This window comes from Micromonospora sp. NPDC047074 (genome assembly GCF_040643815.1).
GTDB lineage: Bacteria > Actinomycetota > Actinomycetes > Mycobacteriales > Micromonosporaceae > Micromonospora.
Genome location: NZ_JBEYVB010000003.1, coordinates 145,130 through 169,303 on the forward strand (window position 1 = coordinate 145,130; position 24,174 = coordinate 169,303).

General features: G+C 72.5%; 25 protein-coding genes and 1 pseudogene. 18 read left to right on the top strand and 8 right to left on the bottom strand.

Translation table 11 applies throughout. From position 1 onward, the window contains the following. Positions 1–28: 28 nt before the first annotated feature. The 3 genes from ABZ809_RS07420 to ABZ809_RS07430 form a co-directional block, all read right to left on the bottom strand. A complete protein-coding gene (locus tag ABZ809_RS07420) occupies positions 29–1,243 on the bottom strand; it encodes a low temperature requirement protein A (protein ID WP_357561606.1) in 1,215 nt (404 codons plus the stop codon). A gap of 85 nt (positions 1,244–1,328) precedes the next feature. Beyond that, positions 1,329–2,093, bottom strand: coding sequence for an ABC transporter permease (locus ABZ809_RS07425; RefSeq protein WP_357561607.1), 765 nt, complete (start codon positions 2,091–2,093; stop codon positions 1,329–1,331). Beyond that, entirely contained in the window at positions 2,090–2,821 is a 732-nt protein-coding gene (locus ABZ809_RS07430) for an ABC transporter ATP-binding protein (RefSeq protein WP_357561608.1), read from the bottom strand. The genes ABZ809_RS07425 and ABZ809_RS07430 overlap by 4 nt, the downstream gene beginning before the upstream one ends. Before the next feature lie 112 nt (positions 2,822–2,933). Between ABZ809_RS07430 and ABZ809_RS07435 the strand changes: the two genes are divergently transcribed. From ABZ809_RS07435 to ABZ809_RS07450, 4 genes are all read left to right on the top strand, one after another. Continuing rightward, positions 2,934–4,040 carry a histidine kinase gene (locus tag ABZ809_RS07435; RefSeq protein WP_357561609.1) on the top strand — a complete coding sequence of 369 codons (1,107 nt, stop codon included), beginning with the start codon at positions 2,934–2,936 and terminating at the stop codon, positions 4,038–4,040. Between the two features lie 5 nt (positions 4,041–4,045). Then, positions 4,046–4,738 carry a response regulator transcription factor gene (locus ABZ809_RS07440; protein ID WP_357561610.1) on the top strand — a complete coding sequence of 231 codons (693 nt, stop codon included), beginning with the start codon at positions 4,046–4,048 and terminating at the stop codon, positions 4,736–4,738. A gap of 83 nt (positions 4,739–4,821) precedes the next feature. Next, a complete protein-coding gene (locus tag ABZ809_RS07445) occupies positions 4,822–5,796 on the top strand; it encodes an LLM class F420-dependent oxidoreductase (protein WP_357561819.1) in 975 nt (324 codons plus the stop codon). Beyond that, a complete protein-coding gene (locus tag ABZ809_RS07450) occupies positions 5,793–6,584 on the top strand; it encodes an SDR family oxidoreductase (protein WP_357561611.1) in 792 nt (263 codons plus the stop codon). Before ABZ809_RS07445 ends, ABZ809_RS07450 begins: the two co-directional genes overlap by 4 nt. A gap of 306 nt (positions 6,585–6,890) precedes the next feature. On the opposite strand, the gene ABZ809_RS07455 is transcribed toward ABZ809_RS07450, so the two are convergent. Further along, the gene (locus ABZ809_RS07455; protein WP_357561612.1) at positions 6,891–7,397 is read right to left on the bottom strand and encodes a helix-turn-helix transcriptional regulator; all 507 of its coding nucleotides are present in this window, start codon (positions 7,395–7,397) and stop codon (positions 6,891–6,893) included. Continuing rightward, a pseudogene (locus ABZ809_RS07460) lies at positions 7,394–7,540 on the bottom strand (IS701 family transposase); the annotation flags it as partial. The pseudogene ABZ809_RS07460 and the gene ABZ809_RS07455, both read right to left, overlap by 4 nt. A gap of 125 nt (positions 7,541–7,665) precedes the next feature. Here ABZ809_RS07460 and ABZ809_RS07465 point away from each other — a divergent pair. From ABZ809_RS07465 to ABZ809_RS07530, 14 genes are all read left to right on the top strand, one after another. Next, on the top strand, positions 7,666–8,175 hold the full coding sequence (locus tag ABZ809_RS07465; protein WP_357561820.1) for a CoA transferase: 510 nt from the start codon (positions 7,666–7,668) through the stop codon (positions 8,173–8,175). 50 nt (positions 8,176–8,225) lie between these two features. Further along, a complete protein-coding gene (locus ABZ809_RS07470) occupies positions 8,226–9,224 on the top strand; it encodes an ABC transporter substrate-binding protein (protein WP_357561613.1) in 999 nt (332 codons plus the stop codon). A gap of 60 nt (positions 9,225–9,284) precedes the next feature. Continuing rightward, positions 9,285–10,052, top strand: coding sequence for an ABC transporter ATP-binding protein (locus ABZ809_RS07475; RefSeq protein WP_357561614.1), 768 nt, complete (start codon positions 9,285–9,287; stop codon positions 10,050–10,052). After that, positions 10,049–10,849, top strand: coding sequence for an ABC transporter permease (locus ABZ809_RS07480; RefSeq protein WP_357561615.1), 801 nt, complete (start codon positions 10,049–10,051; stop codon positions 10,847–10,849). The genes ABZ809_RS07475 and ABZ809_RS07480 overlap by 4 nt, the downstream gene beginning before the upstream one ends. Further along, the gene (locus ABZ809_RS07485; protein ID WP_357561616.1) at positions 10,846–11,925 is read left to right on the top strand and encodes an Ldh family oxidoreductase; all 1,080 of its coding nucleotides are present in this window, start codon (positions 10,846–10,848) and stop codon (positions 11,923–11,925) included. Before ABZ809_RS07480 ends, ABZ809_RS07485 begins: the two co-directional genes overlap by 4 nt. Before the next feature lie 28 nt (positions 11,926–11,953). Next, positions 11,954–12,682, top strand: coding sequence for an SDR family oxidoreductase (locus ABZ809_RS07490; RefSeq protein WP_357561617.1), 729 nt, complete (start codon positions 11,954–11,956; stop codon positions 12,680–12,682). Next, positions 12,679–14,319, top strand: a complete 1,641-nt coding sequence (locus ABZ809_RS07495) for an FAD-dependent monooxygenase (RefSeq protein WP_357561618.1) — start codon at positions 12,679–12,681, stop codon at positions 14,317–14,319. Before ABZ809_RS07490 ends, ABZ809_RS07495 begins: the two co-directional genes overlap by 4 nt. After that, entirely contained in the window at positions 14,312–14,683 is a 372-nt protein-coding gene (locus ABZ809_RS07500; protein ID WP_357561619.1) for a cupin, read from the top strand. The genes ABZ809_RS07495 and ABZ809_RS07500 overlap by 8 nt, the downstream gene beginning before the upstream one ends. Beyond that, complete coding sequence (locus tag ABZ809_RS07505) at positions 14,680–15,213, top strand: hypothetical protein (protein ID WP_357085911.1); 534 nt, start codon at positions 14,680–14,682, stop codon at positions 15,211–15,213. Before ABZ809_RS07500 ends, ABZ809_RS07505 begins: the two co-directional genes overlap by 4 nt. 27 nt (positions 15,214–15,240) lie before the next feature. Next, positions 15,241–15,651, top strand: coding sequence for a RidA family protein (locus ABZ809_RS07510; RefSeq protein ID WP_357561620.1), 411 nt, complete (start codon positions 15,241–15,243; stop codon positions 15,649–15,651). After that, a complete protein-coding gene (locus ABZ809_RS07515; RefSeq protein WP_357561621.1) occupies positions 15,651–16,532 on the top strand; it encodes a fumarylacetoacetate hydrolase family protein in 882 nt (293 codons plus the stop codon). Before ABZ809_RS07510 ends, ABZ809_RS07515 begins: the two co-directional genes overlap by 1 nt. 188 nt (positions 16,533–16,720) lie before the next feature. After that, positions 16,721–17,491 (top strand): GntR family transcriptional regulator, encoded by a 771-nt coding sequence (locus tag ABZ809_RS07520; protein WP_357561622.1) that lies wholly within the window; start codon positions 16,721–16,723, stop codon positions 17,489–17,491. 161 nt (positions 17,492–17,652) lie between these two features. After that, positions 17,653–18,609: an amidohydrolase family protein gene (locus ABZ809_RS07525; RefSeq protein ID WP_357561623.1), complete on the top strand. Its 957-nt coding sequence runs from the start codon at positions 17,653–17,655 to the stop codon at positions 18,607–18,609. Positions 18,610–18,901: 292 nt separating this feature from the next. After that, complete coding sequence (locus tag ABZ809_RS07530; protein WP_357561624.1) at positions 18,902–19,351, top strand: DUF4878 domain-containing protein; 450 nt, start codon at positions 18,902–18,904, stop codon at positions 19,349–19,351. A gap of 18 nt (positions 19,352–19,369) precedes the next feature. On the opposite strand, the gene ABZ809_RS07535 is transcribed toward ABZ809_RS07530, so the two are convergent. The 3 genes from ABZ809_RS07535 to ABZ809_RS07545 form a co-directional block, all read right to left on the bottom strand. Then, complete coding sequence (locus ABZ809_RS07535) at positions 19,370–20,437, bottom strand: DUF2855 family protein (RefSeq protein ID WP_357561625.1); 1,068 nt, start codon at positions 20,435–20,437, stop codon at positions 19,370–19,372. Between the two features lie 98 nt (positions 20,438–20,535). Further along, complete coding sequence (locus ABZ809_RS07540) at positions 20,536–22,998, bottom strand: transglutaminaseTgpA domain-containing protein (RefSeq protein ID WP_357561626.1); 2,463 nt, start codon at positions 22,996–22,998, stop codon at positions 20,536–20,538. Then, positions 22,992–24,164, bottom strand: a complete 1,173-nt coding sequence (locus tag ABZ809_RS07545; protein WP_357561627.1) for a DUF58 domain-containing protein — start codon at positions 24,162–24,164, stop codon at positions 22,992–22,994. The genes ABZ809_RS07540 and ABZ809_RS07545 overlap by 7 nt, the downstream gene beginning before the upstream one ends. Positions 24,165–24,174: the final 10 nt, after the last annotated feature.

Below are 24,174 nucleotides of genomic sequence, written 5' to 3' on the forward strand. Positions count from 1 at the left end.
CCGGGTAGGGATCGTTGCGCGCGGATGGCTAGAAGGGTGGCGCTGCCGCCTCCGGCGGTGCACCCCTCGCCCGCCGGGCGTCGGCGATCGCGACCGCGACCAGCACGGCGACGACCAGGGCCGCCGACACCAGCAGCGGCAGGCGCGTCAGGACCGGCACCGGGGCCAGCAGCACGATCGCGGCGATCCACCGGGAACGGGACACCCGGCCGAACACCTCGTACTCGAAGCGGGCCCGACCGACCAGGAAGAGCGCCGGCCCGCCGATGATCATCGCGATCCAGGACGCCTCGGGATTCTGCAGCGGATGCTCGACCGCCAACTCGTAGCCGATCGCGGTGCCGGTCAGGCCGACCACCATCACCAGGTGGGTGTCGGCCGCCGACCGGCCGATGGTGTCTGGTTGCCGGGCCTTGCGGACGGCCTCGCCGAGGATCTGCCCGGCCCGTTGGATGTAGATCCGCCAGAGGGCGATCGAGGTGGCCAGCGCCAGCGCGAAGGCGGCGCTCTGGGCGATCCCGTAGACGCCCCCGCTGTAGGCGAGACCGGCCACCAGGATCGTCTCGCCCAGTGCGATGAGGAAGAACTGCTGGTACCGCTCGGCCAGGTGCTCGCCGGCGATCTCCCACTTCGACCTCCTGGACCGGCCCAGGCCGGGCACCGGGAAGCCGAGCCGCGCGGCGACGTACTCGCCGGCGAGCGCCGCCGTCCAGCAGATCACCCGCGGGGTGCTGGGCAGCAACGCCCCGACGATCCACAGCACCCCGCTGGCGCCGTAGGTGATCGTCATCCGCAGCTTGAGCCGCCGGAGCGGATGGGGGCCCAGCACCACCAACAGGGTCAGCGGCCGGGAGACCTGCGCCACCACGTACGCCACCGCGAAGGCCATCCCGGTGGCGCGGAACGCCTGGGTGATCGCCACCCCCATCACCATGCTGCACACCAGCGCGTTGACCACGATCAGTTGCAGCCAGATGTGGTGCGGGTCGTACCGGCTGGTGGTCCAGGCCGTGCCCTGCCAGACCGTCCAGAGCGCGAAGAGCAGCAGCAGGGTCTTGCCGCCGCCGGTGAGCGGCGCCCAGCCGACGTTGCCCCCGGGGTCCAGGGCCAGATCCTCGAACGCGCGGGCGGAGATGCGGGTGAGCGCGAAGACGAACACCAGATCGAAGAAGAGCTCCAGGAAGGTCGCCCTGCCCGGCTCCTCCGTGCTGAGTGTCAGCTGTCGCGTGCCGCGGGTGGCCATGATCAGCGGTCGCCGCCGGCTAGGGTGCCCACCAGGCAGTCGTAACACCCCCGCCGGGTCCGACCGGCGGTATCCGGGAAACTGGTCAGTCCCAGCGGAACAGGAACGCGGCGACGGTCGCACCGACGACTGCGCTGATCGCCAGACCCGCCAGGTTCGACGCGTCGACCGAGGCCCCCGACCAGGCGTTGGAGAGCCCTTCGACAGTGGCGCCGAACGGCAGCCACGAGGCGACCCGGGCCACCGGCTCCGGTAGGGAATCGGGGCCGCCGAACAGCCCGCCGACGGCCCCGAGGGCGAAGAAGGCGATCAGGCCGATGGCGACCGACGAGTTCGGGGTGGGCGCCACCGAGGCGACGATCATGCCCAGCCCGTACATCGCGGCCACCGAGAGCCCGGCCACGGCGAGCGCCATGCCGACGTCGGCCGGCGGACGCGCGCCGAAGCCGACGACGGCGATGGCGTACGCCAGCCCGATCCCCACCACCGCCTGCGCCAGGCTCACCACCATCTGGGCGACGAGCACCATCGTCGGCGACGCCGGGGTGACCGCGAGCCGGCGCAGCAGACCACTGCGGCGGTAGTAGGCCAGGAAGCTCGGCATGTTCACGATGCCGATCGTGGCGAGGACGATCGTGAAGACCAGCGGGAGGACGTAGACCTCCAGCGCCGAGCGTCCGCCGGCAACCTCCTGGTCGCCGGCGGCAGCGGCGTTCATGATCAGGATCAACAGCGGCAGCACGATCGGTACGACCAGCCCGGCCGTGTCCCGGGCGACCATCTTCGCCTCGCACCCGATCAGGGTCAGCCACGAGCCTGCCCCGGGCCGCCGTACGGTCACCTCGTTCATGCGTTCTCCTCCGTGACGATTTCCTTGCCGGTGAGGCGGACGAACGCCTCCTCCAGGTTTGCGACGCCGGCCTTGGCGACCAGCCCGGCGGGGGTGTCCAGGGCGACGATCCGGCCGGCGTCGAGCAGCACGACCCGGTCGCAGAGCCGCTGGACCTCGTCCATCGCGTGGCTGACCAGCAGCACGGTCTCGTCGCGCAGCCCCTCCACGCCCGCCCAGATGTGCCTGCGGGCACGGGGATCCAGCCCGGTGGTGAGTTCGTCGAGGATCACCACCCGCGGGCGGCCGGCCAGGGCGAGCGCGATGGAGAGGCGCTGCTGCTGGCCGCCGGAGAGCTTCTCGAACCGCGTCCTGGCCTGCCCCCGCAGCTCGACCAGGTCGAGCAGTTCCTCGGCGGGCCGCGGATCGGGGTAGAAGCTGCGGTAGAGGCCGAGCAGCTCACCCACGGTCAGGGCCGAGTGCAGTTCGGCCTCCTGCAACTGCACGCCGAGCAGTTGGCGTACGGCGGCGCGATCCCGGCGCGGGTCCCGGCCGAGCACCCGGACGCGTCCCCGGTCGGGGACCCGAAGGCCGGCGATCAGCTCGATCATCGTCGTCTTGCCAGCCCCGTTGGCGCCCAGGACGCCCAGTACCTCACCGGGGGCCACCGCCAGGCTGACGTCGTCGACGGCGACGACCTCGCCGTACCGTTTGGACAGGTTCTCGACCTCGATGGCAGGTTGGCTCATGCTCCCCATGCTGGTCGGCGCCACCCGCCCGCCGCCTGTGCCGGAGGTCAGCTCCGCCGGCCATGACTTTCGGCACCCGTGGCACGCCGGCCGCGGCGGCTAGGGTGGCCGCATGCGTCGGCTCGGCCTGGATGAGTGGTCCGGCCTGGTGATGCTCGCCGTGTGCGTGGGCGTCGGGTCGCCGGTGATGTTCGGCCTGGTCGAACCCGACATCCCGGTGCCGGTGTGGATGGGGCTCTTCGTGGTCACCCTGGGCGCGGCGCTGGGCGCCGTGGCCGAGTGGGGCCGGCCGTCCCGGCGGTGGACCGCCTACGGCATCGCGGTGGCCGCCGGCTGGGGCGTGGTCGCGACCGCACCCCGCGCCGGCATGCTGCCGATCCTGCTGGTGGTGATCGCCTCGCTCGGGCCGGAGGCCGTCCGGTTGCCGGTCAACCTGCTGGTGGTCGCGCTGAACACGGCCGTGATCACCCTGACCGTCAGCCGGGTCCGCGACGGCCTGGTCGAGCCGCTCACCGCCGGGGTGTTCTACGGGCTGATCCAGATCGCGACGACGTTCAGCGTCACGGCGGTCCTGCGGGAGCAGCAGCACCGTCGGGAACTCACCCGGGCGCACGTCGAACTGCGCGCGGCCAGCCTGCTGCTGGCCGGGTCGGCCCGCACGGCGGAACGGCTGCGCATCTCCCGCGAACTGCACGATCTGCTCGGCCACCAGCTCACCGTCCTCACCCTGGAGCTGGAGGCCGCCCGGCACCGTGCCGGCGACCCGGCACGGGAGCATGTCGAACGGGCCGGGAGGGTGGCCCGCGAGGTGCTCGCCGACGTCCGCGACACCGTCAGCGCGCTGCGCGCCGAGCCCGCCGCTGATCTCGCGGCGGCGCTGCGCGACGTCGGCCGCGACATCCCGGGGCTCGACGTGACGGTCGAGGTGGGGGAGGACGTCGAGGTGAACGAGGAACAGACCGCGGCCCTCGTCCGGGCCGTACAGGAGATCATCACCAACGCCCTCCGGCACGCCTACGCCCGCGAGCTGGGCGTCACGATCGTGCGCGACGGTGACGCGATCCGACTGACCGCGGCCGACGACGGGCAGGGCGCCCGGGACGTGGTCCCCGGCAACGGGCTGCGGGGCCTCGCCGAGCGGTTCGCGGCACTCGGCGGGGAGATCGCGTACGACGGCGGCGCGGGCTTCCGGGTGACCGCCCGGATGCCGGCCCGGTGACCCGCATGGCCCAGCCGGACGACCCGGGCGGCTGGAACGACCGGAGTGCCGGCGTGACCAGGGTCGTCGTGGTCGACGACCAGACGCTGGTCCGGCAGGGCATCCGCACCCTGCTCGACATGGCCGGCATCGAGGTGGTCGGCGAGGCCGACGACGGCGAGGCGGCCCTGGACGTGATCGACTCGACCCGGCCGGACGTCGTCCTGCTCGACCTGCGCATGCCGCGCCGGGACGGCATCTGGGTCCTGCGACGGCTACGCGAGCGCGAGGCGGACGTACCGGTGCTGGTGCTCACCACCTTCGACGACGACACCCTCGTCCTCGACGCCCTGCGCGCCGGAGCACGGGGCTACCTGCTCAAGGACGTCACGCTGGAGCAGCTGACCCGGGCCGTCGAGACCCTCGCCGCGGGCGGAACGCTCATCGCCGTGTCGATCACCGATCGGCTCCTGCGCGCCATCCGCTCGGCGCCGTCCCCGGTCGGGGTGAGCGCCCCACCGTCGCAGGAACTCACCGAGCGGGAGCTGGACGTGCTGCGGCTGGTCGCCGAGGGCTACACCAACCGGGAGGTCGCCGGCCTGCTCCACCTCGCGGAGGGGACGGTCAAGAACCACGTGTCGGCGATCCTGCTCAAGCTCGGCGCCCGGGACCGCACCAACGCGGTGCTGCGGGCGCTGCACGAGGGCGTCCTGCGGTAGTGCCGACGAGTGGGATCCCCGACGGGATCTTGCTCTGCGGCCCGGCGAGCGGGCACCATCGACCGATGACGACGCGATGGGGCATGACGGTGCCGTTGGACGGCATCCCGCTCGCCGACCATGCCGCGGTCTACGCGGCGCTCGACGCCGCCGGGTTCACCGACGTCTGGTCCTCCGAGGTCAACGGGGCGGACGCGTTCACCCCGCTGGCGCTCGCCGCCGCCTGGCAGCCCCGGCTGCGCCTGGGCACCGCGATCACGCCCGTCTTCACGCGGGGGCCGGGTCTGCTGGCGATGAGCGCGGCGGCGCTCGCCGACGCCGCCCCCGGCCGGTTCGCGCTCGGCATCGGGGCGTCCTCACCTGTCGTCGTGGGCAACTGGAACGCGGTGCCCTTCGACGAACCGTTCCGGCGCACCCGGGACGTGCTGCGGTTCCTGCGCGCCGCGCTGTCCGGCGAGACGGTCGACGGCGAGTTCGACACCTTCGCCGTACGCCGGTTCACCCTGGACCGGAAGCCGGCCGTGCCGCCGCCGCTGCTGCTCGCCGCGCTGCGGCCGGGGATGCTGCGGCTGGCCGGGGCCGAGGCCGACGGCGTCATCCTCAACTGGCTCGCCGCCGACGACGTGCCGCGGGCACTCGCCGAGGTGGGGGAGCGGCGCTCCGGCTTCGACGTGGTCGCCCGGATCTTCGTCTGCCCCACCGAGGACGCCGCGCACGCCCGCGCCCTGGGCCGCCGGCTGATCACCAGCTACCTCACCGTCCCCGCGTACGCCGCGTTCCACCGCTGGCTGGGCCGGGAGGAGGTGCTCGGGCCGATGTGGCGGGCCTGGGCCGCCGGCGACCGGCGCGGCGCGGGCGCGGCGGTGCCCGACGAGGTGGTGGACGCGCTGGTGCTGCACGGCTCACCCGAACACTGCCGCGAGCAGGTCCTGCGCTACGCCGACGCCGGCATCGACGTGCCGGTGCTGGCCCTGCTGCCCACCCCCGGGTCGGCCGGCGGCGGTGCGGCGGCGCTGGGCGAGCTGGTCACGCGGCTGGGCGGGGGTGAGCGGCGGTGAACCTGACCGACCGGGTAGTGATCATCACCGGGGGCGCCGGCGGCATCGGCTCCGCCCTGGCCCGCCGCTTCGCCGCCGAGGGCGCGGCCACCGTGGTGGTGGCCGACCTCGACGCCGACGCGGCCCGCGCGGTGGCCGACGGCGTCGGCCCCGTCGCCCACGCCGTCGGGCTCGACGTGACCGACGAGGAACAGGTCCGGGCGCTGGTCGCCGACACCGAGCAGCGGTACGGGCGGATCGACCTGTTCTGCGCCAACGCGGGCGTCACCGCCGGCGGCGGGATCGAGGTCCCCGACGCCGGCTGGGACCGCGCCTGGCGGGTGAACGTGCTCTCCCACGTCTACGCCGCCCGGGCGGTCCTCCCGGCGATGCTGGCCCGGGGCGGCGGCTACCTGCTGCACACCTGCTCGGCGGCGGGCGTGCTGACCTCGGTCGGCGACGCCCCGTACGCCACCACCAAGCACGCCGCCGTCGGTTTCGCCGAGTGGCTCTCCGTCACCTACCGCGACCAGGGCGTCCGGATCAGCGCGCTGTGCCCCCAGGGCGTCGACACGCCGATGCTCGCCGGCGGGCTGGCGGCCGGCCACCTGGGCGCCCGGGTCATTGCCGCCTCCGGCGCGGTGCTCACCACGGACCAGGTCGCCGACGCGGTGATCGCCGGCCTCGCCGAGGAACGCTTCCTGATCCTGCCGCACCCCGAGGTAGCCGACTACGCCCGCCGCAAGGCCGAGGACCCGGACGGCTGGCAGTCCGGCCTCCGCAAACTCGTCCGCCGGCTGCGGGGGTGAGGCCGCGGCCTGCCCTCTTCCGCTTCGGCCTGGGGCCAGTAGTCTGCGGTCGGCCCCGAACGGGCAGTTATCGGAAAGGTGTCCTGGCGTTGGCCGCGTCGCCCAATCCTGTTTGGACGACGCTCCAGGATCGTGAGATGTGAGGAAGGCGAATCAATCACCTTCACCGCTCACGACGCATCGCCGGCCGTTAGTCCCGCTTCGAATGCGGCCAGGAAGTCCAGCTGTCTCACCTGGAGCCTCGCCCTCATCGATCCCGGGCTACGCATACCGCCTCCGACATGCAAGGTCAGGATGAAGGGCTCACTATTTGCTGCCGACGACGCGGGCCAGCTCACCCCGAGAGCGAATGCCGAGCTTGGGATAGATTCGGGACAGGTGTGTCGTCGCAGTCCGGGGAGACAGGAACAGGTGCTCGGCAATGTCACGGTTGCTGAGCCCTTGCGCGGCCAGCCGCGAGATTTGCATCTCCTGTGGGTGAGGCTCTGGACCGCGCCGGTCGACCGGCGCAGCGTTTCCCCGGACGCGCGCAACTCGGCCCGGGACCGGTCGCCCCACGCCGTCGCGCCGAGCGCGTCGAAGGTGGCGGCTGCTGCTGACTTGAGGTCGGGCACGACGTGTCCATGTCAGAGCGCCGTTGTCTCGCCAGTTGTGCATGGGTAGCCGCATCCTCGGTAGTGGCAGGTTCGGACTTGGTGTTGGCGTCTTCTGCGCCAGTAGGACGGCCCAGACTCGCTCGGGTGGGTGAGTTGATCGCACTACGAGTGCGGTGAGCAGTCTTCGGATCTCCGGTACGGTGTAGCCGATCATCATGCTTTCGGTGGGGCTGGTTTCCCTTTTGTGGCAAGGGATCGGGCGACAGACAGCCAGGCGTGGGCGGCCATGGACAGGGTGATGTGGGCGTACCAGGCCCGCCAGTCGCGGATCTGGTATTCGTCGAGGCCGGATTCGTTCTTGGGCCTGCTGGACGGGGGTCGGCCTGTGGTGAAAGGTGCTCGACTTCCGCCCCGGCACCCTCGAACGCTGAGGGCTCGGCCCGGATGAGCTGCACGCGGTCAACCCGCGGCTGGCCGTCGCCCGGATCAGCGGCTTCGGCCAGATCGGCCCGTACGCGCCCCGGCCCGGGTTCGGCACCCTTGCCGAGGCCATGAGCGGGTTCGCCGCAGCCACCGGGGAGCCCGACGGGCCACCGACCCTGCCGCCGTTCGGCCTGGCCGATTCGGTCACCGCGCTCGCCGCCGCGTACGCCATCATGCTGGCCCTACGCGGCCGGGACCTGACCGGCCGGGGCCAGGTGGTTGACCTCGCCATCATCGAGTCGATCATGGCGATGCGCGGCCCGCAGATCACTTGGTGCGACCAGCTCGGCACGTGCAGCCCCGGCTGGGCAACCGTTCCAACACCCCCCCGCAACACCTACCGGTGCGCCGACGGACGCGATGGCTGTCTCTCATCTACGCAACACGCCCAATGCCGGGCAGGTCGTACCCCACTTCCGTGGACGCGACCCCAGGTCAGTGGGCCTGGCGGGGGTGCGGTCGCCGGCCCGAAATCGCCGGAGCGAGGTGGTGTCGTCGAAACGAGGTCTTGACGAGCCGGGAAGTTTGACATTTTATAAATCCTGCCGATGCAGGAGGTCTCATGTCAGCTCGCACCCGTCTCGTCGCGGCCGTCGCCGCAGGGGTTCTCACACTCACCGTCGCCGGCTGTGGTGATTCGGAGAAGGTCGATTCCCCCGATGCCACCTCCGTCACCTACCTGACCTCCTTCGGGACGTTCGGTCGGGACGCGTACGCGTACGTCGCCCTGGAGAAGGGCTACTTCAAGGAGGCCGGGCTCAACGTCACCATCAAGCCCGGCACCGGCACCGTCGATGTCATGAAACTGATCGGGTCGGGGCAGGCCGACTACGGCCCCGGCGACCTCTCCGGGGTCATCACCACGCTGGCCAACGAGAAGATGCCCGTGCGCGTGGTGGCCGCCATCCACCAGCGGTCGATGGCCGGCATCGCCTCGCTCGACAAGGCGATCGACTCGCCGGAGAAGCTGCCCGGTGCCAGCATCGCGGACAGCTCCGGCTCCACCAACATGATCATTTTCCCGGCGTACGCCAAGGCGGCCGGCATCGACCCGAAGTCGGTGAAGTTCGTCCCGTCCTCGCCGCAGTCGCTCCCGCAGCTGCTCGCCGCCGGCTCGGTGGACGCGATCGGCCAGTTCGCTGCCGGCAAGCCGCTGCTGGAGAAGGCGGCCGGTGGCAAGACCGTCACCATGCTGCCGTACGCCGACAAGCTCCCCGACCTGTACGGCAACGGCCTGCTGGTCTCCGCCGCGAAGCTGGAGAACAACCGCGCAGAGGTCGAAAAGTTCACGGCAGCGCTGGTCAAGGGCCTGCTCTACGCGGTGGAGCACCCCGAGGAAGCAGCCCAGCTGCTCAAGAAGCACGACCGGACGGCCGACGAGAAGGTCGCCGCCGCCGAACTCACCGAGATGAAGCCGTACGTCCTGGGCGACAGCGGACCGGCCGGAAAGCTGGACCGGACGCGGGTGGAGGCGATGATCAATCTCCTCGCCGGCACCGGCACCCTCAAGTCGACGCCGAACGCCGACGACATCGGCGTCTACGACATCGCAAAGCCATAACCACCTCTTCGACGGCGGTGCGCGCGGCTGGTTGCGGCGCGCACCGCGAGGGGCGAAACCATGATCGGAATTCGTAACGTTTCGCAGATCTACCGCACCCGAGCCGGTGACGTGGAGGCCCTGCGCGAGGTGTCGCTGGAAGTCGCCGACGGCGAGTTCGTGGCGATCGTCGGGCGGTCCGGGTGCGGCAAGTCCAGCCTGCTGCGGCTGGTGGCGGGCCTCCAGGAGGCCACCTCGGGCGAGATAACCGTCGCCGGCACCACGATCCGGGGGCCACGGCGGGACATCGGCTTCATGTTCCAGCGTCCGGCCCTGCTGCCGTGGCGGTCGGTCATAGACAACGTGCTGCTGCCGACCGAGGTGTTCAAGCAGGACCGACGGGACGCCCGGACCCGCGCCCACGAACTGCTCGACCTGGTCGGGCTGAACGGCTTCGAGAAGCGCCTGCCGCACGAACTCTCCGGTGGGATGCAGCAGCGGGTCTCGCTGTGCCGGGCCCTCATCCAGCAGCCGCGCGTGCTCCTGATGGACGAACCGTTCTCCGCGCTCGACGCGCTCACCCGCGCCGACCTGACGGTCGAACTCCAGCGCCTCCAGATGAAGCACGCCTCGACGGTGCTCTTCGTGACGCACTCGGTCGACGAGGCCGTGCTGCTCGCCGACCGGGTCGTCGTACTCAGCCCGCGACCGGGCCGGCTGCGACAGATCGTGGGAATCGACATCGCCCGCCCGCGCTCGCTGGGACGCGACGGCCACTCGGCCGAACTCGGCGTGCTGCGCGCCCAACTGCACGACCTGCTCATGACCCCCGAGGAGGTGGCACGGTGACGGTCACCGAAACCCGTCGTACCAGCCGCGACAAACCGGGCGTTGCAGCCCGCTGGGCCCAGCAACTTCCGCCCGTGCTCGGCGTCGTGGCCGCCACCGCCCTGTGGTGGGCGATCACGGTCGTCTTCGAGGTGGAGAGCTTCATCCTGCCGTCCCCGGTGGAGGTGGCGCAGACCATGGTCGAGGAGTCCGCCTACCTGTGGGACAACACCCTGGTCACCCTCGCCGAGACGCTGCTGGGCTTCCTGATGGCCATCGCGATCGGGGTGCCGCTGGCGCTGATCGTCACCGCCTCGCGGATGCTGGAACGCACCGTCTACCCGCTGTTGCTGATGCTCAACGCCGTACCGAAGGTGGCCGTCGCGCCGCTGCTGGTGGTGTGGATGGGCTTCGGCCAGTTCCCCAAGGTCTTCCTGGTCTTCCTGGTCTGTTTCTTCCCGATCGTCATCTCCACCGCCGCCGGCCTCAGCTCCACCCCGGCCGACCTGGTGGAGCTAGGCCGGTCGCTGAAGACCAACTGGTGGCAGACGTTCCGCATGATCCGGATGCCGGCCGCGATCCCGCAGCTCTTCGTCGGTCTCAAGCTCGCCATCACCCTCGCCGTCATCGGCGCGGTGATCGCCGAGTTCGTCGGCGCCACCGAGGGGCTCGGCTACGCGATTGTCGCCTCCGGCGCCAGCGCCGACACCGCGTTGGCCTTCGCCGCAATGATTCTGCTCGGAGTGATGAGTGTCGTGCTGTTCTACCTGCTCGCCGCGGTCGAGCGGTTCTTCGTACCGTGGGCGGACCGGTCTTGAGCGCGCCGAACTTCCCGTCGACGGTCCCGGTCCGGTGGCTCACCGACTCCGTCGCCTCGGTCTTCCGCGCACTGGGCTACTCCGAGCAGGCGGCCGGCCTGGTCGCCGGCTCCCTCGTGGACGCCGACATGCGGGGCATCCCCTCGCACGGGGTGATGCTGCTGCCGATGTACGTGGACCGGATCAGGGCCGGCTCGGTCAGCCGGGCCGAGCAGGCCGAGGTGGTCCGCGACAAGGGCGCCATCGCGGTGCTCGACGCCGGCCACGCGTTGGGGCAGCTGACCGGTGACCAGGCGATGCGGCTGGCGGTGACGAAGGCGCAGACGTACGGCGTCGGCGTGGTCACCGTCCGCCGGGCGTTCCACTTCGGCGGGGCGTTCCGCTACGTGGAACTCGCCGCGAACACCGGCTGTGTCGGCATCGCGGCGGCCAACACCCGTCCGCTGATGCCCGCCCCTGGTGGCGCGTCGGCGGTGGTCGGCAACAACCCGCTCGCGGTGGGCGTACCCCGCGCGGGTGGCAAGCCGGTGATTCTCGACGTGGCGCTCTCCGAGGCCGCGCTCGGCAAGGTCCGGCTGGCTGCCGGCGAGGGCCGCGAGATCCCGGCGAGCTGGGCGACCGACGCGCAGGGGCGGCCCACCACCGATCCGGCCGCCGCCCTGAAGGGACTGCTGCTGCCGTCCGGCGCCCACAAGGGATACGGTCTCGCGCTCATGATCGACGTACTGACCGGGGTGCTGTCCGGTGGGGCGTACGGCCGGGGCGTCCAAGGCCTCTACGCCGACGTGTCGGTGCCCAACGACTGCGCGCACTTCTTCCTCGCCCTGGACGCCGAGGCGTTCGCCGAGGACGCGGAGGAGCTCGCCCGCCGGGTCGACGACCTGGCCGACCAGGTGCTCGGCTCCGCGCTGGCGCCCGGCACGGAGCAGGTTCACCTGCCCGGTGACATCGAAGCCAGCCGGTACGACCGGGCGTCGCGCGAGGGTGTCGCGCTCCAGCCGTCGGTCTTCGCCGGACTGGCGGAGGTCGCCGCCGGGCTGGGTGTGCCGCTCCCGTCACCGGCCAACGCCGGCTGACCTCGGTCGACGAAGGAGGAAGGAAGTCATGCAGGCCAGTTTCGACGCCACCGGCGAGGTGCTCGTGGTCACCGGCGGCGCCAACGGGATCGGCGCCGCCCTCGCCCAGGCGTACGCGGACGCCGGGGGCACGGCCGTCGTGTTCGACGTGACATCGGGCCAGCCGCACCCCAGGGTGCAGGAGTACCGGGTGGACGTGTCCGACCGGGACGCGGTGCACGCTGCCGTCGCCCGGGTGCTCGCCGAGCACGGACGGATCGACGCCCTGGTGGCCGGGGCGGCGGTGCAGCCGCGGTGCGACGTGGTCGACATGGACCCCGAGCAGTGGCGCCGCACGCTGGCGGTCAACCTCGACGGGGTGGTCTGGTCCGCGCAGGCCGTCCTGCCGGGCATGATCGCCCGCCGCTCGGGCGCGATCCTGGTCTTCGCCTCGGGCCTGGCCACCGCCGGCCGAGCCCAGGCGTCGGCCTACGCGGCGAGCAAGGGGGCGTTGATCGCCTTCGCCAAATCGCTCGCCGCCGAGGTCGCCGAGCACCGGATCCGGGTGAACACCGTCTTCCCCGGGGTGGTGGACACCCCGCAGTTCCAGCAGGCCAACCCGACCGGTGGCGAACGGGAGCACTGGGCGCGGGCCACCGGCATCGGCGCGCCGGCCGACGTGGTCGGTCCGCTGATGTTCCTGCTCTCGCCCGCCGCGACCATGACCGGATCCACCCTCACCCGTGACCGGGCATACCCGAGGAGCGAAGCACAATGAGCAGCACGACCGAGCAGTTGCCGGTGGGCATCGTGGGCGCCGGGCCCGTCGGCCTGGTCACCGCGCTGGGCCTGGCACACTACGGCGTGCCGGTGGTCATCTTCGAGGAGGACGAGCGGCTGTCGCTCGACACCAAGGCCGGCACCGTCCTCACCCGCACCCTGGAGGTGCTGCACCGGTACGGCGCCCTGGACGACGTGCTGGCCGGGTCGCTGCGCATCGACGAGATCGGCGAACTGGACCGGGCCACGAACACCCAGACCCTCAGTGTCCGGACCGGGGACCTCACCGAGGACACCCGCTTCCCGTTCGTCATCAACATCCCGCAGCACGAGCTGGAGCCGATCCTGCGGCAGCGGCTCGAAGCCACCGCCCCCGGCGCGCTGCACATGGGACACCGGATGCTCGACTTCGTCCAGCACCCGGACCGGGTGGACGTGCGGCTGCACACGGCCGAGGGGGAGCGGACGGTTCCGGTGCGGTACCTGCTGGGCTGCGACGGCGGCCGGTCCGTCGTCCGGGACCAGATCGGCGCGCGGGTCGAGGGCGAGACGTACCAGGAGCGCTACATGCTGGTCGACCTGAAGGTCGACCTGGACGTGGAGAACCCGCGCGACTACCCGTACCTGGCGTACTTCGGTGACCCCCAGGAGTGGATGATCCTGGTCCGCCAGCCGCACTGCTGGCGTTTCCTCTATCCGCTGCCGGCCGGGCAGGCCGAGCCGGGCCGGGAGGAACTGGCCGACAAGGCGCGCCGGTTCATCGGGGACACCAAGAGCCTGGAGATCGTCGGCACCAACATCTACAACGTGCACCAGCGGGTGGCCGACCGGTGGCAGGACGGGCGGGTCTTCCTGCTCGGCGACGCCGCACACCTGATCACCCCGATGTGGGCGCTGGGCCTGAACACCGGTGTCCTGGACGCCTCCAACCTGCCCTGGCGGATGGCCTGGGTGCTGCGCGGCTGGGCCGAGCCGAGCCTGCTCGACGGTTACCAGGTCGAGCAGGAACCGGTCGCCACCAAGGGCTCCGCGGCGATGGCCGCGGCGGCGCGGGCCTACATGGCCCGGCGCGCGGACGACCCGGGGGTGATGACCGCCGGCAACTGGGGCAACGCTTTCACCCGCGCCATGCTCGGCGTACGTCTCGATGTGGGCGGCACAGGCGACTGGTCGATGGTCGCCGCCGGTGACGAGCCGCTGCCGGTGCTGGCCGGGGCGCGCAGCCCCGACCTGCCGCTGGTCGGCCAGTCCGGCACGGTGCACCTGCACGACCTGGCTGCCGACGCCTTCGTGGCGCTCTACTTCACCGACCCGCGCCGGGGTCCGGCACTGCCGCCGCAGGAGTCGCCCGCGCTACGGCACTACGTGGTGAGCCGGTGGGACGCGCCGCACGACTCCGGGCTGCGGGACCGGGCGCTGTTCGACCCGGGAGACCGGGTGCGGCGCCGCTTCGGGGTCGACAACGACACACTGGTGCTGGTCCGCCCCGACGGGCACGTGGGGGCGATCGTCCCGTTCGACCCCGTCTCCGGCATCGACACGGCCGCCCAGCTCTACGCCCGGGTCACCGGCTGCCCACCGCCCGTGACCCGGACCGACAACACGCTCGTCTGCGAAAGGGATGACAATGAGTAACTACGGTCACGCGACCGGCCCGGACGGAACCCAGGTCGAGCTCGGTGCCGTCGGCCAGCAGGTGGTCTTCGAGAACGACCAGGTGCGGGTCTGGGAGATCAGCCTGGCGCCCGGCGAGCAGCAGCCCTGGCACCACCACCTCAACCCGTACATGGTGATCGCGCTGGAAGCCGCCGACAACCGGATTGACGCGCTCGCCGGCGGCGACCCTCGCCTGGTGCACGAGGACATCGGCGGGGTGGTCTACCGCGAGCCGGGAGAGATCCACATGCTCACCAACAACGGCACCACCCGGTACCGCAGCCGGCTCGTCGAGCTGAAGTGCCTGGGGGAGAACCTCGTGTCCGGTCAGGGCGAGCAGTGAGCGACCTGCCGCTCGTACCGACCCCGCCGGTGCCGGCCGGCGTCGACCCGCAGGAGTGGGCCAACAACCTCTCCGAGCCGTCGAACTACGGCGGCGAGGCGGCCGACCGGTCGAGGGAGGAACTGGTGCCCGGCCCGGACGGCCTGGTGCTGGCCCGCTTCCGCGAGATCCTGCTCCAGACCGACGAGCTGGACTGGGCGGACAAGACGCTGGCCGGCCTCTCCCACAAGGCGCTGTGGCGCAACGAGGAGACCGAGGCGTCCATCTCGCTGATCCGGTTCCGCAAGGGCGCCGGCATCCCGCTGCGCCACTCCCACGCGTCCAACCAGTTCATGTTCTGCCTCAGCGGCCGCTACACCTACGTGCCCACCGGCCTCACCCTCACCCCGGGCTCCTTCTACTGGAACCCGAAGGGCAGCCTGCACGGGCCCACGCTCGCCGAAGAAGAGAGCGTCCTGCTGGAGATCTACGACGGGCCGCACTACCCGACCCAGCCGGACTGGTACACCGACCCGGCGGACGCCCGCTAGCTCCACCTCGAAGAAAAGAAGATGACGATGCCCAAGCAGCAGATTGTTTCCCCCGAGCTGGCCGCCCCGAACGGTCACTTCGCCCAGGCCATCCAGATCAGGGCGCGGGGCCGGATGGTGTTCGTGTCCGGCATGACCGCCCGCAACCGTGAGGGCGGAGTCACCGGTGTCGGTGACGTGACCGCCCAGACGCACCAGGTCTGCCAGAACCTGCGCGCCGCGATGACGGCTGCCGGCGGGACGCTGGAGGACATCGTTCGGGTGGACGTCTACGTCCGCAACATGGAGGACTTCAAAGCCATCCACGAGGTGCGCCGGCAGTACTTCACCGGTGAGCCGCCGGCCTCGACGATGGTGGAGGTCTCCAAGTTCGTGAACAAGGACTACCTGATCGAGATCAACGCGATCGGCGTGATCGACGACGAGCAGGACGCCTGATGAAGCTCGCCAGCGTTCGTACCGAGGCCGGCCGGCGAATCGGGGTGCTGGACGGCGACACCGTCGCCGTGCTCCCCGCCGAGATGGGCGACCTCGACGAGGCGATTCGTGGTGGCGCGGACGCGTTGGAGAGCGTCCGCGCTGCCGCGCGGCAGGTCGCCCCGGTGCCGTTGGCCGAGGTCCGGCTCGACGCGCCGCTGCGCCGGTTCAACCGGGACATCCTCTGCACCGGTTGGAACTACTGGGACCACTTCGAGGAGTCGCGCGGCAAGCGGGAAGGGCAGGACCCCGCGGAACGGCCGAAGCACCCGACCTTCTTCACCAAGGGCCCGGACACGGTCGTCGGCCCGTACGACGACATTGCGTACGACCCGGAGATCTCCGCCAAGTGGGACTACGAGGCGGAGGTGGCGCTGGTCATCGGTGCGGACTGCCGTTCGGTGAGCGAGGCGGACGCGCTGTCGTACGTGGCGGCGTTCTGCGTGGCCAACGACGTGTCGCAGCGCGACCTGCAACGCGCGCACGGCGGCCAGTGGCTCAAGGGCAAGAGCATCGACGCCACCATGCCGCTCGGGCCGTGGCTGACCACCGTGGACGAGGTGCCTGACCCGGCGAACCTGCGCATCCAGTGCGAGGTCAACGGCGTACTGCTCCAGGACGCTTCGACCGCGCAGATGGCCTTCCCATTCGCCCGCATCATCGCGGAACTGAGTTGGGGAATGACGCTGCGGGCCGGCGACGTGGTGCTCACCGGCACGCCGAGCGGCATCGGGAACGCCCGTGACCCACAGGTGTTCCTCAACGACGGGGACTTGGTGGTGACCAGGGTCGAAGCGCTCGGTGAGCTGCGCAACCGGGTGCGGCTGACGAAGCTGCACTGACCCACGACGGGTGCGGGGCGGCGCAGCGTGGCGCCGACCCGCACCATTCCACAGCGACGAAATTGGTACCATTTCCAGGCCCTGATGCGTTTGTGGGAACACCCGACCACCCCATGAAACATGGGTCATGCCCCGCGAGAACGGGACGAGCACGGCATCCCACCAGCGGCTCTATCCGGAGGCAAACCGTGGCAACAACCCATCGTCGACCCGTCCTGAGCGACGCCAACGACGACGGCCGGGCCGGTGCCGGTGGAGCCGACGGACAGCACCGCACCCTCGCCGACTCGGCGACCGCGGTCCTGCACGAGGCGATCCTCACCGGTCGGCTGCCGGCCGGCACCCCGCTGCGCCTCAACGAGATGGCCGACCTGCTCGGCATGAGCATGAGCCCGGTCCGCGAGTCGATCCGGCGGTTGGCCGCGCTCGGCCTGGTCGAGGTGGTTCAGCACAAGGGTGCCTGGGTCATGCCGCTGACCGTCGAGGATGCGGTCGACACCCATGAGACCCGGATCGCCATGGAAACGGCACTGATCGAGCGGGCGGCGACCCGGTTCACCGCCCAGGACGCCCGGCGGGCCGAGGCGGCACTCGACGAGCACGTCGCCGCGTCCGCGCGCGGCGACGCCACGGCTGCCCGCAGGGCACACACCGAGTTCCACTTCACCATCTACCGGGCGGCCGGATCGCGTTGGCTGCTGCGCGGCCTGGAACCGGTCTGGGAGAACAGCGAGCGGTACCGGTTCGCGACGGTCACCCCGACGGGGCAGAACGAGGAACGGCTCCGCGAGCACCGGGCCATCCTCGACGCGTGCGTGGCGGGGGACGTGGCGGCGGCGGTGGCCGCCGTGCAGGTCCACATCCAGCACGCGGCCGACCGGGTGATCGGCAAGATGAACACCGACGCCGCCGCGGTGCCTGCCGCCCGGGCCACAGGACACGCGCCGATCGGAAGCTGACCGTCGGCGTCACCGCGTCAGCCGGTGGCACCGCCCTCCAACCGTCGGGGCACCTCCGCCCCGACGGACCGTCCACCGTGGGCGGCCACGCCCGCCACCGTCCCGTACCGTCGGCGCGTCTCGTCGTGACCGCCGGTCGGGCCAACCGTTAGGAAACCTCGTTGCCTGGCATCGACATGCACGCCCACCTCGCCCCCGACCTGCGCCCGGCCGACCTGCCAGGGGTCGCGGTCGACGACGACGGCGTCGCCGTTCTCGGCGGCAACCGGGTCGGCCCGCCCGACCTGTACCACCCGGACCGGCTCGAGAAATACCTGGACCAGGCGGAGTTGGACGAGGCGATCGTCAGCGTGCCGCCGCCCTTCTACCGTCAGCGGCTGTCTGGGCCGGAGGCGGCGGCGTGGGTCCGTTCGGTCAACGACGGCCTGCTCGCGGTGGTCGCCGACCGGCCCCGGCTCACCCCGCTGGCGTACCTGCCGATCGAACATCCCGAAGTGGCCCTCGCCGAGTACGACCGGATCGCCGCAGACGACCGCTGGGCCGGGGTGGTGGGCGCCGCCGGTGGAGACGCCGGGCCGCTCGACGGCCCGCCGCTGCACCCCCTGTGGCAGCGCCTCGACGCGGACCGGCGCACCGTGCAACTGCACCCCGCGCACTCCGCGGACCCCCGCCTGGAGCCCTACTACCTGGCCAACCTGCTGGGCAACCCGGTCGAGACGACGGTGGCAGTGGCCCAGCTCGTCTTCGGCGGCGTGCTCGGCGGGCACCCGGGGATCCGGTTCGTGCTGGTGCACTGTGGCGGTTGCGTGCCGGCGGTGGTCGGGCGCTGGGAGCGCGGTCACACCACCACTCGACCGGGCGTACCGGTGCTGTCGCCCACCCCGGCCGAGGCGGTGCGCGCCCTCTACGTCGACAATCTGGCCCACGACCCTCAGGTGGTCGACCTGGCGGTGTCGGTCTTCGGCGCGGATCGGCTGGTGCTCGGCAGCGACTGGCCGTTCCCGATGGGCACAGACGCTCCGTCCGCCACGGTGGCACACCGTGGTGCTGACTACGCCCGGCAGGTGGCCACCGACAATGCGGCGCGGGCTCTGGGGCGGGCACCCGGCGGTCGGTGACGGGTCGGGGCGAGGACGCCGTCGAGCTGCCGTGTTCACCCGGCATCGGGGCCTGACAGCGGTCCGTTGTGGCCTGGTACTGCAACGGCAGTAGGCGAATCGAGTTCGGCTCGTGTTCGTTGGTCTGCCGGTGACGGATCCGTGATCGCCGAGGTGACGCGAAACGGTCCGGCACCGGCCGGTGTCGCGCACCTGGCGACGCAGGTCGGCCTGACCCGATGACGTTGCGTTGCAGGTGGGCTTCGTCTCTCAGCGGCAGCCCAACTGGGATGGCCTGCCTAGCATCGCAGCCATGACCTACCAGCCGATGCCCGCGCCCGCCCCGAAGTCCGGCCGGACGACCCGCACGATCCTGATCGTCGTCGCCGTGGTGTTGGCGGTGTGCTGTGCGGGCGGCGTCGGTGGCGGCTTCTGGCTCTACCGCACCTACGACAGCGCGGCTGAGCCGGCCCGCGACGCCACGTCGGCGTACCTGGACGACGTGCGGGCCGGCAACTACCAGGCCGCCTACGGGCGGCTGTGTGCGAGCACGCGCGACGTCACCACCCCGGAGGAGTTCACCCGGGTCCAGTCCGCGCAGGCGAAGATCACGAGCTACACGTTCAGTGGTACGAACGTGTCCAACCACAACGGCCAGGTCCGTGGGGTCGTCACCGTCCGGATCGTCCAGGAGACGGGTGCGGAGGTCACCTGGAGCATCCCGCTGGTCAAGGAGGGCGGCGAGTGGCGTGTCTGCCCGTAGCCCCGCGCGGGGATCCGCTCACAGGCGGACGATCTGACCCACGCGTGGCGGCGTCCGGCCGGCGAGCGTCTCCGACCAGGCGCGGCGCAGGGCGTCGGGGCCGGCGTCGACCCGGACGTCGAGCCAATCGCCCACGACCCCGGCGAACCGCTGCCAGGCCTCGGCGAACCGCCGGTCGAGCCCGTCGCGGCCCCAGTCCTGGCGGCGCTTGCGGATCTGCACCGGGGCGAAGAAGACCTCCCCGGCGGCGTCGGCGTTCGGAATCTGGGTGGTGAGGCCGACCGCGACGTCCCGCACGAGCAGGTCGCCGAGGCGCGCCCGCAGGGCGGCCCGGGTCGATGGCGCCCCGGACAGGTCGAGATAGACGGTCGGTACGGCGTCGAGGGCGTCGATGTCGTCGTAGGTGAGGACGTCGTCGTAGCAGCCGAGTGACCGCGTGAACGCGAGGTTGCCGGGGGAGGTGAGCCCGACCAGGCGCGGGCCGCGCCCGTGCAGCTCGAACGCGGCGGCGTACGCGGTCTTGCTGGACGCCGACGACAGCACCAGGGCCGCCGCGCCGTGGAAGTCGTGATCGACGACCCGGTCGGCCAGCATGAACGAGGTGAAGAACAGCGGCCGGAACAGGACCAGCAGGTCCTCCTGGTCCTCCCGGTACGCCGGGTCGCCGGTGGTCGACCGGTATCCGTTGTACGGCGAGGGCAGGTCGGCGCGGTGCCCGCTCGCGTCGCGGAAGCCGGCGGCGTCCACCCGGTCGGGCCGCACCACCAGGTGACCCGCCGGCGGCAGGTAGCCGTAGACCCGCTGCCCCGCCGGGACCCCCGCGACCGTCGACTCGACCACCTCGGCGAAGCCCCACAGCGGCGGGAGCCCCCACTGTGGCCCGAGCCCTCGCGGGCCGGGCGGGAAGAACTGCCAGTACCGCATCGAGTCGCCGAGCACCGCGTACGTGATGTTGTTGGCGGTGAGGCCGACGCGGTCGACCCGCAGCAGCGCCTCGCCGTCGGTCAGGGCCGGCGTCGTGCCTTCGGTGAGCGTGGTCCGGCCCAGGTCGTCTCGGGCCACGGCGAACGTCCAGGAATCAGGCATGAGCCGACGCTAAGCAGCCCCGGAACCCGAGACAAGTGCACTGTGAGTGCAAAATCCCACTCGCAGTCCGGTTGACGGCCCGGCCCGTCAGCCGGGGCTCAGCGGGGCCAGCGCAGCGGGCCGGGGTGGACGGACCACAGGACGCGGCGCCACCAGGGGCGGGCGGCGCGCAGCGCGGCGGCGTAGTCGCCGGCGGTCGTGACGGCCCGGGCCGCCTGCTCCTCGGTGGCCGTGCCCGGGGCGAAGGCCACCTGGTTGAGCAGGCCGGCCAACTCCACCAACCGCGCGTCGAGATCCCCCGCGCCCGGCAGCACCGCCCCCGCAGAGACGGGGCCGGCGGGCACCGGGTCCGGCGGCGGGCCGGACATCCCGGTCCCGGCACCGGACACCCCGGTCCCGGCACCGGACACCCCGGTCCCGGCACCGGACACCCCGGCTTTGGCACCGGACATCCCGGCCCTGGCGTCGGCGACGGCCCGGCGGGCGTGGGCGGCGACCTCCGTGGCGGCGAGGTCTCCACCGACCGGCCGGCCGGCCAGCCGCAACGCGTCGGTGACCACCCGCCAGGCGCCGGCGATGCGCTGGCCGGGGTCACCCCGCTCCAGCCACGCCCGGCTCCGCGCCCGGCGCAGCACCAGCAGGGCGACCAGCGCGGCCACGACCAGCAGCAGCGTGCCGCCTGCCCCACCGCCGGCCAGCAACGCCGTCGACGGCCCGCCGGTGCCGGCCCGGCCGCCCGGCGCGGCCACCGGCGCGGGCGGCTCCGTCGGCTCGACCGTCGGCTCCGGCACCTCCGACGGGGGCGGATCCTCCGGCGTGGGACGGAAATCCTCCTCCACCGGGCGCGGCTCCTCGTCCGGCCGGGGCAACGGGTCGAACGGCACCCAGCCGAGCCCCGTGAAGAGCACCTCCGGCCAGGCGTACGCGTCGCCGGCCCGGACCGGACCGTCGCCGCCGGTCCGGAAGCCGACCACCACCCGGGTCGGCAGCCCGGTCAACCGGCCCAGCACGGCGAACGCCGCCGCGAACTGCTCCGAGGTGCCCCGCTGGCCACCGGCGTTGCGCGGCCCGAAGAGGAAGAAGTTCAGATTCGGGTACGCGTGCCCGCTCGGCGCGTCCGCCACCAGCCGGTAGTGCTCGGCCAGGAACTGCTCCACGGCGAGCGCCCGCGCGTACGGGGCACCATTGGACTCGGCGAGCTGCTCGGCGAGCCGGCGCAGCGGATCGGGCACCCCGTCGGCGACCCGCAGCACCCGGGCCACCTCCTCGCCGGCCGGCACGTCCGCCGTACTGAGCAGGTTGAAGTCCGGCGTCTCCACCGCCGACGTCACGGTGTACCGCAGCCCCGGCGCCAGGCCCTCCGGCCGGATCAGCGTCCCGGTCGACGGGTCGTACGCCACCCGGGCCCCGGTCACCTCCCGAGGCGTGGCGACGGCGGGCAGCAGCCGGCCGCTCAGCTCGGCGACGGTGATCTCCTGCCGTACCGTCCGCACGGTGCTGTCCGGAGCCGGCACGGTCGACGGCAGGATCCGCCCCGCGTTGCGGTACGTGGCGCCGACCCGCCAGGTCACCCCGTCGTAGTCGCTGAGCACGGCCAGCCGGATCGGCGCCGGACGGTCGCCGGCATCCGGCCCCGCCGCATCCTCCTGCTCCGGCGCGGGGCTGGGCGGCCCGGACGACGGGACCGTGCCCGACGGGTCGGTACGCACGTCGAGCAACTGCTGGCCCGGGTTCAACGCCCAGCCGGAGATGCGGATGAGCGGGCTTGAGTCCAGCGTCTCCACCTGCGGCGGCTCGACGTACCGCCGGGGGTCCACCGGCCGCCCGTCGACCTGGCCGGCGAGCAGCGGACCGAGCAGGGCGGCCAGCGCGACCACCACCGCCAGCCCGGCGGCGGACGCGGCGGCGAGCCGGGCCCGGACGGCGGCGCGGACCGCCGGCGCCAGCCCGGCCGCCGGGTCGTCGCCGGCCGTCGCCGGGCCGGCCGCCGGCACCGCCAGGCCCAGCACCGCCACGGCCACGAAGGCCAACGTCGACCCGATCGCCGGATCGGCGTTCGGGCCGACCACGTAGAGCGCGGCGGCGTAGAGCAGCACCGGCGGCAGGTAACCGAGCAGCACCCGGCCCGCCCGCAGCGCCACCTCCGCCGCGGCGAGACCGGCCAGCCACGCGGCGACCACCGGCACCAGCACCGTGTCCGGGGTCGGCTCCACCGGGATCATCGCCGTCAGCAGCCGGGGGATCCCGTTCGTGGCGGCGTCCGCGGTCACCTCGGCCAGCCCGCCCGGCAGGTCGGCCCGCGCCGCCGTCAGCCGCAACGACCAGGCCGTCCAGCCGGCCATCGCGACCACGGACAACGGCGCGACCAGCCACGACGGCAACCGGCGGGCCGCCACGCTGACCAGCACCGCACCGAGGGCAGCCCCGAGCACCAACCGGGCCAGCAGCGGGCCGGCGTAGACCCGGCCGAGCACCGCGCCGGCCAGGCCGATCATCGCGACCAGCGCCAGCGGCACCGGAGCCGCCCGCAGCCCCCGCAGCAGGGCCCGCACACTCACCACCTGCGCACCCCGTCCCACTCCGCGGCGAACGCGGCACCGTCCACGGCGTCGATCACCACCAGACCGGCCGCGCCCGCAGGCGTCGACTCCGCCGCCCCGAAGACCCCCACCACCACCGAGGCGTACGCGGCGCGCAGCGCGCCCACCACACCCAGGCCACCCCGGCCCCCCGCACCCGTGAGGAAGACCAGCGTGTCGCCGAGCCGCTCCCGCCGCAGCCGGGCCGTCGCGGCGTCGAGCACGTCGTCGTCGACGAGCCGCACCGCCGCCAGCCGGTCCAGCGGCCCACCGGCGTGCGCCATCCCGTCACCCGCCGCACCCGGACCGTCCGGCTCCGGGGCGACCAGCAGCAACACCACCGGCAGATCCGCGCGGTACGCGGCGACCAGCACCGAGGCGGCAGCCTCGCACGCCGACTCGAACGACTCGGCCACCCCCGCGACGCGCTCCGGATGGGCGGCCGCCCGGTTGTCCAGCAGCACCACGATCCGGGGCAGGCTGGTGTCCACGTTCTCCCGCACCATCAGCTCACCCACCCGGGCGCTGGTCCGCCAGTGCACCCGGCGCAGCTCGTCACCGACCACGTACTCCCGCAGCGAGTCGAACGTGATCGACCCGTGCGGCACCCGGTCCACCCGGCCGTCCAGGCTGCGCCCCGCGCCCGTCGGCACCGCGTTCAGCGGATGCACGCGCGGATGCACCCAGACCGGCACCGTGTCGCCGTACGGTCGGGCCAGCGCCACCAGGCCCAGCGGGTCGCGCCGGGTCACCCGCAGCGGCCCCACCGGCACCACCCCCCGGCGGGCCGTCGGCACGTCGTAGCTGACCGTCGTGTCCCGGCCCGGCCGCAGCCGCAGCAGCGGCACCGGAACGGCCCGGTCCCCGCACCGGTCCTCGGCCACCAGGCTCGCCGCCCGCAGCCGCCCCGCGTTACGCACCGTCAGCGTCATCACCGCCGGCTCACCCCGCGCCACCCGGTCCGGGTCCGCGCTGCGGGTCACCGCCAGCCGGGGCCGCCGGGCCGCCGTCAGCACGGCGTAGCCGACCGCGATCCCGGCCGCCGCGCCGAGCAGCGTCAACTCGGGGTACGCGAAGCGGAAACCGGTGCCGACCAGCACGACGGCGGCGACGAGCAGCCCGACACCTCGGGCGGTGAGCGCGGACACCTGCGTCGCC